We start from the raw sequence: 14,479 nt of genomic DNA on the forward strand, positions 1-14,479 counted from the left end.
ATTGTGGTGAAAGGAAAGAAAAATGAGCAAAATTAGCAATAGCGGGAACGAATCAAAAAATACTCTCTATTGCTCGTTCTGCGGCAAGAGTCAGCATGAGGTGCGTAAGCTCATTGCGGGGCCTACTGTATTTATCTGTGATGAATGTGTAGAGCTTTGCATGGATATTATTCGGGAAGAAAATAAGTCTTCTGGGGTTAAGGTGCGTGATGGTGTTCCTACGCCACAGGAAATTATAACAGTTCTTGATGACTATGTTATTGGTCAGCAGCATGCAAAGCGTGTTCTTTCTGTTGCTGTTCATAATCATTATAAACGGTTGGCGCATCAGTCTAAAAGCAATGATATTGAGTTGGCTAAATCAAATATTCTTCTTGTTGGTCCAACGGGTTGTGGTAAAACTTATCTTGCACAAACATTAGCACGTATTATTGATGTGCCTTTTACGATGGCGGATGCGACCACTTTGACTGAAGCGGGTTATGTGGGAGAAGATGTTGAAAATATTATTTTGAAGCTTCTTCAAGCAGCAGATTATAATGTTGAACGTGCGCAGCGTGGTATTGTTTATATTGATGAGGTTGATAAGATTTCTCGTAAAGCAGACAATCCTTCTATTACAAGAGATGTTTCGGGGGAAGGAGTTCAGCAAGCATTATTAAAAATTATGGAAGGAACGATTGCTTCTGTTCCTCCTCAAGGTGGACGTAAGCATCCGCAACAAGAGTTTCTTCAGGTTGACACCACAAACATCTTATTCATTTGTGGGGGAGCTTTTGCAGGTTTAGAACGGATTATTTCAGGGCGTGGTGAAAAAACTTCTATTGGTTTTTCTGCGACTGTTAAGGCTCCGGATGAGCGTTGTGTCGGTGAAATTTTTCGTGATTTAGAGCCTGAAGATCTTATTAAATTTGGTTTAATACCAGAATTTATTGGGCGGCTTCCTATAGTCGCTACCTTAGAGGATTTAGATGTTAACGCCCTCATGCAAATTTTATCCCAACCTAAAAATGCGTTAGTAAAGCAATATCAGCGTCTTTTTGAAATGGAGAATGTTGAGTTAGCATTTCATGAAGATGCTTTACGTGTTATTGCAAAGAAAGCAATTGAACGTAAAACTGGTGCTCGTGGTTTACGTTCTATTATGGAGAAGATCCTTCTTGAGACGATGTTTGAGCTACCGGCTCTTGAAGGCGTTCAAAAAGTGGTTATTTCGAGTGATGTCGTTGATGGTAAAGCGCGTCCTCTTTATATTTACTCAGAACGTGCAGAAGATAAAGAAAATGTATCAGCATGACATTGTGCGATGCACAATATAAAAGGTGGTAGTGAACGGTATTTGATAGGTGTTTCTAATAATATCATTATAATGCTTGATTTATGTATGAGTAATTACCACTTCATGTACAGTGAAGAGCTGAGATTTTCTAAAGGTGGGCTAATTGTTGTAGATAGCTCATAGGCTCCAGAAAGGAGAGTTATGCAATATATTGATGAAAAGACAGATGAAGTAAGAGATGGGGTTTATGCTGTTTTACCTCTTCGTGATATTGTTGTCTTCCCCCATATGATTGTTCCACTTTTTGTGGGCCGCGAAAAATCAATTCGTGCTCTTGAAGAAACGATGGCGGTTGATAAGCAAATACTATTGGTGACACAAAAAAATGCTTCTGATGACGATCCAAAATCAGAGGATGTTTATCATATTGGTACATTTGCTAATATTCTTCAACTTTTAAAGCTTCCTGATGGTACTGTAAAGGTTTTGGTTGAAGGAACTGCACGTGCAAAAATTAGTCAATTTTCTTTAAGTGAAGGTTATCATCAGGCTTTTGCAACTGTTACAGAAGAACCTAGAGAGAGTGATGTTGAGATTGAAGCTCTTTCAAGGTCAGTGATTACTTATTTTGAAAACTATGTAAAGCTTAATAAAAAAATCTCTCCTGAAGTTGTGAATGCGATTGGCCAGCTTGATAATCCTTCTAAGCTTGCCGATACGATTGCTTCTCATTTGATGATTAAACTGGCAGAAAAACAGGAAATATTAGAGCTCTTACCTGTGCGGGCCCGTCTTGAACGTGTTTTGTCCTTCATGGAAGGAGAAATTTCTGTTTTGCAGGTTGAAAAACGTATTCGTTCGCATGTTAAACGGCAAATGGAAAAAAACCAACGAGAATATTATCTCAATGAGCAGATGAAGGCTATTCAAAAAGAGTTAGGAGCAGGTGATGATAGCCGAGATGAACTCTCTGAATTAGAAGAACGTATCAAGAATACAAAACTATCCAAGGAAGCACAGGAAAAAGCTGGAGCAGAATTGAGAAAATTACGGAATATGTCTCCTATGTCTGCAGAAGCGACAGTTGTACGTAACTATCTTGATTGGTTATTAGCAATGCCTTGGGGTAAAAAATCTAAGATTAAAAACAATTTAGATTTTGCTGAAAAGGTCATGAATAATGAACATTTTGGTCTTGAAAAAGTTAAGGAGCGAATTATTGAATATTTGGCCGTACAAAGTCGCGCGTCAAAGATAAAAGGTCCCATTATTTGTTTGTTAGGTCCTCCAGGTGTAGGGAAAACATCATTAGCGCGCTCTATTGCAAAGGCAACGGGACGTGAGTATGTTCGTATCTCATTGGGAGGTGTCCGAGATGAAGCAGAAATTCGTGGACATCGCCGAACATATATTGGCTCGATGCCTGGGAAAATTATCCAGTCTATGAAAAAAGCAAAAAAATCTAATCCGCTTTTCTTGCTTGATGAAATTGATAAAATGGGCCAAGATTTTCGTGGTGATCCTTCATCCGCTTTATTAGAAGTTCTTGATCCTGAACAAAATGGTACATTCATTGATCACTATTTGGAAGTTGAATATGATCTTTCTGATGTCATGTTTATCACAACTGCCAATACGCTTAATATTCCAGGTCCGTTAATGGATCGTATGGAAATTATTCGTATCGCTGGTTATACTGAATGTGAGAAAATGGAAATTGTTAAACAGCATCTTTTACCAAAGGCACTAAAAGATCACTGTTTATCTAAAAAAGAACTCAGTATTTCTGATGGCGCACTAAGGTCAATTATTCAGTTTTATACACGTGAGGCAGGCGTTCGTAACCTTGAACGTGAACTCATGAAAATTTCCCGCAAATCCGTTACAAAAATTCTCAAAACACATCAAAAATCTGTAAAAGTTACAGAAAGTAATATTCATGATTTCTTGGGTGTTAAACGTTATCATTACAATCAGATTGAAGGAGAAAATCAAGTTGGTGTTGTAACAGGTCTTGCGTGGACAGAAGTCGGTGGAGAGTTATTGACTATTGAAGGAGTTATGATGCCCGGCAAAGGGAAGATGACTGTAACTGGAAATTTACGTGATATTATGAAAGAGTCCATTTCAGCGGCAGCATCTTATGTACGTTCTCGTGCTGTTGATTTTGGTATTGAACCTCCACTTTTTGAAAAACGCGATATCCATGTTCATGTTCCAGAGGGTGCGACACCAAAAGATGGCCCATCGGCTGGGATTGCAATGGTGACAGCAATTGTTTCGGTCCTTACAGGAGTAGCTGTGCATAAAGATATTGCAATGACTGGTGAAATTACTTTACGTGGACGCGTTTTACCCATTGGTGGATTAAAAGAAAAACTCTTAGCAGCTCTTCGAGGAGGGATAAAAAAAGTACTTATTCCTGAAGAAAATGCAAAAGATTTGGTTGATATTCCTGATGATGTCAAAAATAATATGGAAATTATTCCGGTAAATCATGTGAGTGAAGTTTTGAAACACGCTTTGGTTCGTTTTCCAGACACTATTGAATGGAAAGAACCCTCTACAGGGGCTGTGCCAATCCGGTCAGAGAGCAGTGATAGTGAAGGAATACAGATTGCGCACTGATTCACTTATCTCATTTATAACGGCATTTTTTAGGTGGTAGAAGATGTTGTTGAGGTTATTATTCTGTTTTTTGTTGGAAAAAGTGAAAAATTCCGTGAATAACTGTGATTATTGCTAAAAAAACAATGTTTTGGATAAAAATAAGACTTCTGTTTGCTGTACTTTTCAATAAACTGACCAATAACATGATTAAGTCATGTTCAGGTAATATAGGGAAAGGAAATATTTTATGAATAAAAGTGAATTCGTTAGCTCCGTTGCTGAAAAGGCAGGTGTTTCGAAAGCGCAAGCTGGTGCTGTTGTTGATGCTTTTATGGCTTCTGTAACAGAAGCTTTGGCTTCAGGGGGAGATGTTCGTCTTCCAGGTTTTGGCACTTTTGAAGTTTCTCATCGTGCTGCAACAAAGGGGCGTAATCCTTCAACTGGTGCTGAAATCGATATTCCAGCACGTTCTGTACCCAAATTTTCTGCAGGAAAAAGCCTTAAAGAAGCAGTTAATAAAAAATAATTTAAGCTACATTAAAAAAACCCGATTTATTTATAAGCGGGTTTTTTTAACACATGTGTTATGCTTGTTTTTCACATAAAACTTTGAGATCCTTGCGATATTTTTTATTTTCATGTATTGCTGAAATATATTGTTTTTAGTCTTTTCAATGAAATATTGTACTGTATTAATTGAGCGCGGGTATGGCTTATAAAATGTAATATTAACTTTTATTACGCTGAAGTGTTACGGTATTTATTTCAAAACAAGATCCGTAAATAATATGAAGCGGAAAACTCTGTAAAGTCCATAAAAGTTATTATATATCACCATTTACGCTTAATAAAAGTGCATGTTGGTGCCACCTTGCTATCTATTTTCTCAGTTCCTATAATGTTGCGACTAGCCCCAGATATCTGAGACGAGTGCATAAGGGATAGTTTTATTCTTTTACTCTTATACGCCAACCTTTCTTGTGACGCACCAAGAGGATAATTTTATTGATTTATTATAAGATCCTGAAATAAAAAAATCTTTTGATATTCAGATTTGGTTTTTAATATTGGGATTTTTCTTGGCATTTGAGAGGGGAGAGATAGCTCCAGCTCTATCCTACAAATATTTTTTCCATATCTTTATTTCACTTGTGATATGCAAGCGAGTATTTTTCCTTCATCATACAAGAGTTAAAATGAGAGAACATCACAAATTTTGAGGGAGGAAGTTAAAAAACAGAAAAATTACTCTTATAAAATAATATACATTACGTAATATAAAAACTATTAATAAAGATAGTACAGTATTACTTGTGTATCTCCATTTATTTATTTTGATTATTCATAATATGTTTATATAATTATTTTGTTTTTAGTCATTAAATCATATTAAATTATTGATAGCGGTAAAGTTTTTTTATAGCCAAAAGTTATTTTACAGCATCTACATAATTGAATAAATGATGAAACGTAGGGTAGTATTTATTGATTGGGGGAGACAGTCTTTAAAAGGCTTTAGAATGATTTTTTCACGAGAGTTATAAAGATCTATTCAGTAGGAGAGAGGCGAATCGTGTGTTTTTTATAAACAGGAGCTCTTTGATTCTTTATTTGCTAACCACTGAGTACAATCATTGAGAGCTCTCGCTGTTATGGCTTGTTTTTTTACTAATTTTTTTTCTTTACTTGGTAAGCGTTTTCCTGAATGTTTAATAGAAGCAATAGGCGGAAAGAGTCCGAAATTGATATTCATTGGCTGAAAAGATTGTGTTTCTGCTTTTTCATCTATGATGTGTCCCCCTGTAATATGATTCAAAAGGGCTCCGAATGCTGTAGTTTGTGGGGGTAGGCAAGGGGAAATATGATGATATTCGGCAGCAGCAAAACGTCCAGCAAGAAGCCCTATTGCCGCTGATTCTACATAACCTTCACATCCGGTAATTTGCCCTGCAAAGCGTAGTTGTTTTTTTTGTTTTAAACGAAGGGTTTGATCAAGAATAATTGGCGAGTTGAGGTAGGTATTGCGGTGAAGACCACCAAGACGCGCAAACTCTGCTTTTTCAAGACCGGGAATCATTCTAAAAATGCGAATTTGTTCACCATATTTCAATTTTGTCTGAAAGCCGACCATATTATAAAGCGTTCCAAGTTTATTATCTTGGCGTAATTGAACGACGGCATAGGGTTTAACTGTAGGGTTATGGGCATTAGTTAAGCCCATAGGTTTCATAGGACCATGTCTTAACGTTTCAAGTCCGCGCTCAGCCATAATTTCAATGGGGAGGCATCCATCAAAATAGGGCGTTTTTTCAAAGTCACGAAACTCTGTTTTTTCAGCATTTTTTAACGCTTCAACGAATGTTTCATATTGTTCTTTGTTGAGGGGACAATTAAGATAATCTTTTCCTGTTCCCTCAGGACCAATTTTATCATAGCGAGACTGATACCAACAAATGTTGATATCAATACTGTCGGTATGGATAATAGGTGCAATTGCATCAAAAAAAGAAAGAGCTTTTATACCGGTTATTGCTTGTAATTTTTGAGCAAGTGCAGGCGATGTAAGGGGGCCTGTTGCAATGACAACATGTTTCCAAGCTTTAGGAATTTCTTGAACTTCTTCACGTTTGATTGTTATAAGAGGGTGGTTTTCAAGTGCTGTCGTAACGGTTTTTGAAAATCCATCACGGTCAACAGCAAGAGCACTACCTGCGGGAACTTTGTTGGCATCAGCAGCTTTCATAATTAACGATTTTGCTAATCGCATTTCAGCATGTAAAAGTCCTACGGCATTTGTTAATGAATCATCGCAACGAAACGAATTTGAACAAACCAGTTCTGCCAATTTATCGGTTTTATGGGCATCTGATTTTTTTTCGGGTCGCATTTCATGCAAAACAACAGAAATTCCTGACTGAGCGATTTGCCAGCTTGCTTCACACCCCGCAAGACCGCCACCGATGATATGAATTGGGATATCAAATGTCTTTAACATAATTGACTTTTAGCGTAAGCAGTTATGTATGAAAAGCATAGATTTTGTTTTTTTTAATATATTTGTTTGCTTTTTTTCTGTAATTAATGGTATAGAAACGCCGCTTGTATAAGGTTATTAGCTTGTAAGTTTGAGCGGATGTGGCGAAATTGGTAGACGCACCAGATTTAGGTTCTGGCGGGAGACCGTGGGGGTTCGAGTCCCTCCATCCGCACCAAAGCAATCCCTTAAGTGCTACGGATTTCTACGTGTCTGAAATTCCGCTTCATGGTAAATGTAACACTCGAAGTGTTAGAATGTAATGATTATTAGAGTGGGTTGATCCCTCTCCTTAGAAAAATGAAGGTGTTTAATGCAGGTTACCGAGACGCTTAATGAAGGACTGAAGCGCGAAATTAAGATCGTGGTTCCAGCGAAAGATTTAGAAGAAAAGTTGAATGAACGATTGGATGATACCAAGGGAAAAATCAAGCTTAATGGTTTTCGTCCCGGTAAAGTGCCTAGTGGGCATTTGCGAAAAATGTATGGTAAATCCTTTATGGCGGAGATTCTCAATGAGATACTCAGTGATGCACCCCGTTCTATTTTAGCGGACCGCAATGAACGTGCAGCGATGCAGCCAAAAATTGATATAGATGAAGATGAAAAAATTCTAGATGGCAAAGCTGATTTTACTTTTAGTTTAAAGTATGAAGTTTTACCAAAAATTGACATTAAAGATTTTGAACATATTAAGGTTATCCGTGAAATTGCAATTATTCCTGAACAGGATATTGATGATCAAGTCAATCGCGTCCTTTCTTCTACGCGTAATTATTCTCTAAAAGAGGGGAATTCTGAAGAAGGTGATCGCATTACCATAGATTATCAAGGTAAGCTTGAAGGCGTTCCATTTGAAGGTGGGGCAGATAGTGATGCACAACTGATTCTTGGGTCAAAACAATTTATTCCTGGTTTTGAAGAGCAATTGGTTGGTGTGAAAGCTGGGGATGTAAAAACGATTTTTGTTAAATTTCCTGATAATTACAGTGCGGCACATTTGGCGGGACGGGAAGCAGAGTTTGACATTACTGTCAAAGCTGTCTTTAAACCAGATGAATTAAAAATTGATGATGAAGCAGCGCAAAAAGTTGGTTTAGAGTCTCTAGATCGCTTACGTGAGGTCGTTCGTGGGCAGATTGAAAGCCAATATGGTTCAGTGACACGTCAAAAAGTTAAGCGTCAAATTCTTGATGCTTTAGATGCTGATTATAATTTTGAGATTCCTGAAGAACTTTTAGAGGTTGAGTTTAACAATATATGGGCTCAGGTTAATGATGATTTGAAAAAGGCTGGGCGCAGTTTTGAAGATGAAGGTATTACAGAAGAAAAGGCACGTGAGGAATATCGTGTCCTTGCGCAGCGTCGTGTTCGTCTTGGTTTGGTGCTTTCTGAAATTGGAATGAAGGTTGGTGTTAAAGTTAGTGAGGATGAGCTAAAAGCAGCAGTTTTTGATCAGGTTCGCCAATATCCAGGACAAGAGAAAGAGATTATGGATTTTTTCCGTAAGACTCCGGAAGCTGTTGAAAATCTACGTGCTCCGATTTTTGAAGAAAAGGTCATTGATCATTTATTAGCACAGATAAAAGTCACAGATAAAGAAGTGACGGTTGAAGAGTTGATGAAAGAATATGACGAATCAGATGTCCCTGAAGAAAAGCAGGCAAAGAAAAAGTCTGAAGTGAAAGAAAAGTCTACAGAGAAAAAAACAGCTAAGAAAAAGGCTCCTAAAAAAGCTTAATATTTATGCAAACAACACAAGCCCGATAAAATCGGGCTTGTGTTGTAAGATTTATATCCTAGGATTGCACTGAGAGAATGGTTTTAGATAAGCCATGAGTGAATTTTAAAATATTGGTAGTGGATTGGCAATGAGCATCATTGATACGCGTACTCCTGATTCTAAGCGTTTTATTTCTGGAGTTACAGGTGATTGGGAAGTCATCATTGGCATGGAAGTTCATGCGCAAATCATATCAAATTCAAAACTTTTTTCAGGAGCATCAACCAAATTTGGTGCAGAGCCGAACAATCATGTATCACTTATTGATGCAGCCATGCCAGGTATGTTGCCTGTTCTTAATCAAGAATGTGTTCGTCAAGCGGTTCGAACGGGGTTAGGATTAAAGGCGCATATTAATTTAAAATCTGTTTTTGATCGCAAAAACTATTTTTATCCAGATTTACCGCAGGGGTATCAGATTTCTCAATTTCGCTATCCGATTGTGGGAGAGGGAAAGATTATTATATCTGTTGGTCCAGATTCGAATGGCCAATTTGAGGATATTGAAGTGGGAATTGAGAGGTTGCATCTTGAACAAGATGCTGGAAAATCGATGCACGATCAACATCCAACAATGTCTTTTGTAGATCTTAATCGTTCTGGTGTTGCTCTTATGGAAATTGTTTCCAAGCCTGATATGCGCTCATCAGATGAAGCCAAAGCCTATATGACAAAATTGCGTACGATTGTTCGTTATTTGGGCACTTGCGATGGCAATATGGATGAAGGTTCTATGCGTGCAGATGTCAATGTATCTGTTCGTCGTCCTGGTGAAGATTTTGGAACGCGCTGTGAAATTAAAAATGTTAATTCTATTCGCTTTATTGGTCAAGCAATTGAATATGAAGCGCGTCGTCAGATCGCAATTTTAGAAGATGGAGGCGTCATAGATCAAGAGACTCGGCTTTTTGATGCCGCTAAAGGTGAAACGCGTTCTATGCGCTCAAAGGAAGAAGCGCATGACTATCGTTATTTTCCTGACCCTGATCTTTTACCATTAGAATTTGATCAAGCATTTGTGGATGCTTTGGCAGCAGACTTACCAGAATTGCCTGACGCTATAAAAGCACGTTTTATTAAGGAAATGGGATTGACAGTGTATGATGCTTCCATTCTTGTGACAGAAAAGGCTATTGCTGATTATTTTGAAGAGGTAGCGCGTGGGCGTGATGGAAAAATAGTTGCCAATTGGGTGATTAACGACCTTTTAGGGGCTTTAAATAAAGATAATCGTGAGATTGAAGAGTCACCAGTATCGCCAAATCAATTGGGAAGCATTATTGATCTTATAAAAGAAGGAGTTATTTCTGGAAAAATTGCCAAAGATCTTTTTGAGATTATTTGGAATGAGGGGGGAGATGCACGCCAAATTGTAGAAGAACGAAATATGAAGCAGGTAACGGATACAAAGGCTATTGAAAGAGCTGTTGATGAGATCGTTGCCAATAATTCTGATAAAGTTGCGCAAGCAAAGCACAAACCTGCTTTAGCTGGTTGGTTTGTTGGACAGGTAATGAAAGTAACAGGTGGTAAGGCAAATCCCCAAGCTGTTAATGAATTGGTTAAGATGAAACTTGGCATAGATTAAATTTTATGGGGTGGAGAAGAAGCCATACATATGATATCTTCTTGAAATTAAAGGATAGCACGTTAACCTATCAATTGGAATTGTAGTTGAATTTACTAGTAACTTTTTCGATAATTTCAATCGTTAATAATTTTATTCCAACGATTAATTTCATGAGCGCACTAAATGAATGGAATAGCAGATGGCTCGTTTTTTTAAGCAAATCTTCACATGGTGGAATGGTAATACCATTGGTACGCGTTTTTTCACATGGCGCAAAGGTAAGCGGATAGGGGAAGATCAGTTTGGAAATATATATTATGAAGGAGGACTTCATAAGGATGGTTATCCGCACCGTTGGGTTATCTATAAAGACTATTCTGAGGCCTCTACTATTCCACCAGGTTGGCATGGCTGGATTCATCATCGCTGTGAGTGTCCACCAACACAAGAGGATTATCATCCTTATGAATGGGAAAAGCCTCATGTTGCAAATATGACAGGAACAAGTGAGGGCTATCGACCAAAGGGAGCTATCACCTCCAATGGAGAGCGTTCTTGTGTGCATGAAGATTATGATGCGTGGTCACCTAAAAAATAACATGTTTTAATGTGCGTGTGTATTTTTGTCTTATTTGACTCTATGTTATGAAAAGAATTATTTTTTAAGGTGCGATTGATTTTGATATGATGAGATTTTTTTTATTGTTAGGGGTGAGGCATTTTATATATATTTTTTTAATGGGAATTTTAGTGTTTTTATCCTTAAATAATGGGGTGCGGGCTGAGCGTATTAGCAATGGAATTGCTGTTTTTGCAGGTCTTGACAAAATCACGGGACGGACCACACGTTTTGAAGTTACTCTTGGTAAAATTTATCAGTACGGTGCATTACAGGTAACACCACGTGCGTGTTATACGAGCTCTAAAGATGAACCCACGCGTACAACTGGTTTTGTTGAAGTCAATGAAGTAACATTAGATAAAAAAGTACGGCGTATTTTTACAGGATGGATGTTTGCAGATAGTCCTGGTTTGAACGCTGTTGAGCATCCTATTTATGATGTGTGGTTAAAGGATTGCAAGCAGAATGCTCAAGATCTTCCTCTTCAATAATTAGTGTGTTATCTATTTATAATACATTGATTTATAATGGTCCTTTATCATTTTACAACTTAATAGCAAATTCCTATGATTACCTCATTTAATTTTTTTTATATTGAATAATCCAAACTATTCTCTTGCGCGTTACAAGTGGCGGATGTGTCAATAACACTGTCTAAAAAAGGAATAAAAAATTCCGTCATGAACTGTTTAAATTCAAAGATGCATCATTAGAATCAACATATTTTTTAAGTGTTTCATAAGAGACAGTTCTTGAATTATATCTGTTAAAGGTTGAAATGAAAGGCTTGTTTATATTTGTTAAAGAGATGAACTGACGCTTTTGCATGTATGAGGGAAACAGATTATCAAGTAAGTAATTTATCATGAAACACTAATTATTATATCTAGAGAACGCTGTATTGGTATTTTTTCTCATAGAGATGTCGTTTTTCGTTCAAAGCATAGAAGCAATGCAGGCCATATTAATGGAAAAATTGAGATTTAAGATTCTTTAAAGTTTATCAATCGAAGTATAGCTTGGTTAAAAAATGCAATAATCAATATATTTCTAGTAAGAAAATAATGTTTATATATTTTTATTATACACCACCTCATAAGTGAGTTTGTCTATTCGTAAGTTCTTGTATATTGCATGGTAACTTCACATTTAAGTAAGCGGGATACCACTAAGTTTGTAAATCATATTCTTGATATCCATGCTTTTTAAAATCTTTTGTATAAAATACACGTGTTTTCATGTAGAGCTATTGAAAATTTAAAAAGGGGTTTCGAAGAGGCGTTGAGAAGATTCTGCATCACTGGGAATGGTATATTTATTTTGTATAAAGTATAACCCATTTTCTAAAAAATACGAGATTTTATACAATGAAAGTTTCTAGTCACCAACATAATGATGTTTCCCGATTGCCAAAACAACCTAAAGAACCCTTATTGAATGTTCCATTTATTATAGTTGTTTTGATAGCATTTTGTTTTTGTCTTTATTGCATTTCTCAGTATTTTTTTTCTCATCAGGTTTATGTTGAAAGCCTTGAGCTTTTTTCATTTATACCAGCATTGTTTAAGAGGGATCCTGTAGCATTTTGTTATACCATGGTGAGTTATTCATTTATGCATAGTAGTTTTAAACATGTTGCTCTTAATATGGTTTGGCTTTTGGTTTTCGGCTCTCCTTTAGCAAGGCATTTTGGTGTTTTACGTTTTTTAATTTTTTGGGTGTTAACGGCAGTTATTTCTGTTTTGACTTATTTTACATTTCATCAAGAAAGTACCATATCACTTATTGGGGCGTCAGGTGCCGTATCTGGAATGATGGGTGCTATTGCACGTTACGGTTTTCCTAGTGGTAATCTAGCTGTCAATGCGCAGAACGAAAAACTTTTAGGACCTTTATTATCTGTCAAAAAAGCTCTGTGTTCTAAGGGGGTTCTTGTTTATATGAGTGTATGGCTGACGACTGATTTGATCATAGGTATTTCTTCTATTTTGTTTGAAGAAAATGGCATCTCAATAGCATGGGAAGCTCATATTGGCGGGTTTTTTGCGGGTTTTTTGTTGGTTGGTTTTTTTGATGTTTCACAAAAAATTAAAAACTAGAATCTAAGATATTGATGTGCCACATAAAGAGCTATTGTTGCTGCATTTGAAACATTTAATGATTTAATATTTCCAGGCATGTCAAGGCGTGTTAAAGCGCAAACGGTTTCGCGTGTTTTTTTACGTAAACCTTTACCTTCTGCTCCTAAAACAAGAGCAATTTTATTCCCTGTTAATGCTGTTTCTAGAGGTTGGTCACCTTCTGAATCGAGACCAAAGCTTGTAAAACCTGTTTGATGAAGTTCTTGAAGAGCTTCAGCAAGGTTTCGTACGGTAATATAATGAATCATTTCCAGAGCTCCAGATGCCGCTTTCGCAAGAACACCGCTTTCGTGGGGAGAGTGACGGCAAGTTGTAATAAGTGCTTTAGCTTTCAATGCAACTGCAGAGCGCATAATAGCGCCAACATTATGTGGATCGGTAATTTGATCCATGACAATGACCAGATCAGTATTGGTTAGTTCCGACAGTTTGCATGGTTTGAGGGGGAGAGTTTCCAAAACAATACCTTGATGAACAGCCTCACTTCCAACAAGCGAATCAAGATATTTGGGGGTGCATAATGTAACAGAGCAAGGATAATCTGATTCGGATATATTTAATCGTTTTAAGGCATTTTGTGTAACGTAAAGACATTTTAAAATTCTTTTTGGGTTTTCTAAAGCAGCCTGAACAGAATGAATGCCATAAAGATGGATGATCTCTTGCTGTAAAGAAGCAGCTTTCTTCTTTGGGTGTGTAAAAGATCGAGAAGGAGAGCCTTTTGTATCGCGATATCGGCGACGCAAACGAGCATAATGAGAATTTTGTGATGTTTTTTCTTTCATAGCTTCTTTATAACGTGTTAATAAGAAAAATAGAGAGAAAAAATCTATGATTTAAAATTATGAGCAGGAAATTTGTACAGAATTGTATTTATTCTGTTGACAGATACAATAGTAATCGTCATAACCACTTCGCAATCAGATTGAATTGAATGGGTATTCAAGATGGTTGTCGTGATGTCTCATTGCGCGACTTTATCGGTGTAATGGAGGGGTGCCCGAGTGGTTAAAGGGGGCGGACTGTAAATCCGTTGCGTATGCTACGTTGGTTCGAATCCAACCCCCTCCACCATTCATCGAAGGAGAGTTAGTACGTGGGTCATGCGGGTATAGCTCAATGGTAGAGCAGCAGCCTTCCAAGCTGAATATGCGGGTTCGATTCCCGCTACCCGCTCCAAATGATTATTGATGATTGGGCAAATAGGTATGATGGAGGATATTCCATTTATAGATTTGGTGGGGTTTTCCGTCTAAGAGTTGTGGTGATTGGGCTGTTTTCAGTCTGGTCAGACTTAAGTTTTGCAGAACTGTCCCTAGGTGCTAATAAAAATAGGGAATAAAACAAGAGATTAATAGCAATGGCGAAGAGCAAGTTTGAACGAACAAAACCGCATGTTAATATTGGTACGATTGGTCACGTTGATCATGGGAAGACCTC

10 protein-coding genes, 3 tRNA genes and 1 pseudogene are annotated in these 14,479 nt (G+C 37.3%); 12 read left to right on the plus strand and 2 right to left on the minus strand.

The window, feature by feature from the left end; genetic code table 11:
- The first annotated feature begins 22 nt into the window (after positions 1-22).
- The 3 genes from clpX (at position 23) to ACFIKX_RS05710 (ending at position 4,415) form a co-directional block, all read left to right on the plus strand.
- On the plus strand, positions 23-1,297 hold the full coding sequence (gene clpX, locus ACFIKX_RS05700; RefSeq protein ID WP_273723371.1) for an ATP-dependent Clp protease ATP-binding subunit ClpX: 1,275 nt from the start codon (positions 23-25) through the stop codon (positions 1,295-1,297).
- Between the two features lie 183 nt (positions 1,298-1,480).
- On the plus strand, positions 1,481-3,907 hold the full coding sequence (lon, locus tag ACFIKX_RS05705; protein ID WP_375628987.1) for an endopeptidase La: 2,427 nt from the start codon (positions 1,481-1,483) through the stop codon (positions 3,905-3,907).
- A 229-nt stretch (positions 3,908-4,136) separates the two neighbouring features.
- Positions 4,137-4,415, plus strand: a complete 279-nt coding sequence (locus ACFIKX_RS05710) for an HU family DNA-binding protein (protein ID WP_375611283.1) — start codon at positions 4,137-4,139, stop codon at positions 4,413-4,415.
- A 1,056-nt stretch (positions 4,416-5,471) separates the two neighbouring features.
- Here ACFIKX_RS05710 and trmFO read toward each other — a convergent pair.
- Positions 5,472-6,884 carry a methylenetetrahydrofolate--tRNA-(uracil(54)-C(5))-methyltransferase (FADH(2)-oxidizing) TrmFO gene (gene trmFO, locus ACFIKX_RS05715; RefSeq protein ID WP_375612893.1) on the minus strand — a complete coding sequence of 471 codons (1,413 nt, stop codon included), beginning with the start codon at positions 6,882-6,884 and terminating at the stop codon, positions 5,472-5,474.
- 134 nt (positions 6,885-7,018) lie between these two features.
- Here trmFO and ACFIKX_RS05720 point away from each other — a divergent pair.
- The 6 genes from ACFIKX_RS05720 to ACFIKX_RS05745 all read left to right on the plus strand — a co-directional run bounded on the left by ACFIKX_RS05720 (position 7,019) and on the right by ACFIKX_RS05745 (position 12,997).
- Positions 7,019-7,101: transfer RNA gene (locus ACFIKX_RS05720), tRNA-Leu, on the plus strand.
- 135 nt (positions 7,102-7,236) lie between these two features.
- The gene (gene tig / locus ACFIKX_RS05725; protein WP_375628989.1) at positions 7,237-8,664 is read left to right on the plus strand and encodes a trigger factor; all 1,428 of its coding nucleotides are present in this window, start codon (positions 7,237-7,239) and stop codon (positions 8,662-8,664) included.
- Between the two features lie 130 nt (positions 8,665-8,794).
- Complete coding sequence (gatB, locus tag ACFIKX_RS05730) at positions 8,795-10,294, plus strand: Asp-tRNA(Asn)/Glu-tRNA(Gln) amidotransferase subunit GatB (protein WP_375628991.1); 1,500 nt, start codon at positions 8,795-8,797, stop codon at positions 10,292-10,294.
- Positions 10,295-10,475: 181 nt separating this feature from the next.
- On the plus strand, positions 10,476-10,874 hold the full coding sequence (locus tag ACFIKX_RS05735) for an NADH:ubiquinone oxidoreductase subunit NDUFA12 (protein ID WP_375612891.1): 399 nt from the start codon (positions 10,476-10,478) through the stop codon (positions 10,872-10,874).
- A gap of 89 nt (positions 10,875-10,963) precedes the next feature.
- Positions 10,964-11,389 carry a DUF2155 domain-containing protein gene (locus ACFIKX_RS05740; protein ID WP_375613043.1) on the plus strand — a complete coding sequence of 142 codons (426 nt, stop codon included), beginning with the start codon at positions 10,964-10,966 and terminating at the stop codon, positions 11,387-11,389.
- 876 nt (positions 11,390-12,265) lie between these two features.
- Complete coding sequence (locus ACFIKX_RS05745) at positions 12,266-12,997, plus strand: rhomboid family intramembrane serine protease (protein ID WP_375612890.1); 732 nt, start codon at positions 12,266-12,268, stop codon at positions 12,995-12,997.
- Here the strand turns inward: ACFIKX_RS05745 and ACFIKX_RS05750 are convergent.
- Entirely contained in the window at positions 12,994-13,824 is an 831-nt protein-coding gene (locus tag ACFIKX_RS05750; protein ID WP_375612889.1) for a TrmH family RNA methyltransferase, read from the minus strand. The genes ACFIKX_RS05745 and ACFIKX_RS05750 overlap by 4 nt on opposite strands.
- A 205-nt stretch (positions 13,825-14,029) precedes the next feature.
- Here ACFIKX_RS05750 and ACFIKX_RS05755 point away from each other — a divergent pair.
- From ACFIKX_RS05755 to ACFIKX_RS05765, 3 genes and pseudogenes are all read left to right on the plus strand, one after another.
- Positions 14,030-14,113: transfer RNA gene (locus ACFIKX_RS05755), tRNA-Tyr, on the plus strand.
- A 31-nt stretch (positions 14,114-14,144) separates the two neighbouring features.
- A tRNA-Gly gene (locus ACFIKX_RS05760) sits at positions 14,145-14,218 on the plus strand.
- A 181-nt stretch (positions 14,219-14,399) separates the two neighbouring features.
- Positions 14,400-14,479: pseudogene (locus ACFIKX_RS05765) on the plus strand (elongation factor Tu); the annotation flags it as partial.

It is taken from the genome of Bartonella sp. CM86QHHN (assembly GCF_042194695.1).
Lineage (GTDB): Bacteria > Pseudomonadota > Alphaproteobacteria > Rhizobiales > Rhizobiaceae > Bartonella.

Excerpts from the sequence above, each read along its gene's own strand:
- ACFIKX_RS05745 (WP_375612890.1), top strand. The coding sequence starts at position 12,266 with ATGAAAGTTTCTAGTCACCAACATAATGATGTTTCCCGATTGCCAAAA.
- tig (WP_375628989.1), top strand. The coding sequence starts at position 7,237 with ATGCAGGTTACCGAGACGCTTAATGAAGGACTGAAGCGCGAAATTAAG.
- trmFO (WP_375612893.1), bottom strand. The coding sequence starts at position 6,884 with ATGTTAAAGACATTTGATATCCCAATTCATATCATCGGTGGCGGTCTT.
- ACFIKX_RS05740 (WP_375613043.1), top strand. The coding sequence starts at position 10,964 with ATGAGATTTTTTTTATTGTTAGGGGTGAGGCATTTTATATATATTTTT.
- lon (WP_375628987.1), top strand. The coding sequence starts at position 1,481 with ATGCAATATATTGATGAAAAGACAGATGAAGTAAGAGATGGGGTTTAT.
- ACFIKX_RS05710 (WP_375611283.1), top strand. The coding sequence starts at position 4,137 with ATGAATAAAAGTGAATTCGTTAGCTCCGTTGCTGAAAAGGCAGGTGTT.
- clpX (WP_273723371.1), top strand. The coding sequence starts at position 23 with ATGAGCAAAATTAGCAATAGCGGGAACGAATCAAAAAATACTCTCTAT.
- gatB (WP_375628991.1), top strand. The coding sequence starts at position 8,795 with ATGAGCATCATTGATACGCGTACTCCTGATTCTAAGCGTTTTATTTCT.
- ACFIKX_RS05750 (WP_375612889.1), bottom strand. The coding sequence starts at position 13,824 with ATGAAAGAAAAAACATCACAAAATTCTCATTATGCTCGTTTGCGTCGC.
- ACFIKX_RS05735 (WP_375612891.1), top strand. The coding sequence starts at position 10,476 with ATGGCTCGTTTTTTTAAGCAAATCTTCACATGGTGGAATGGTAATACC.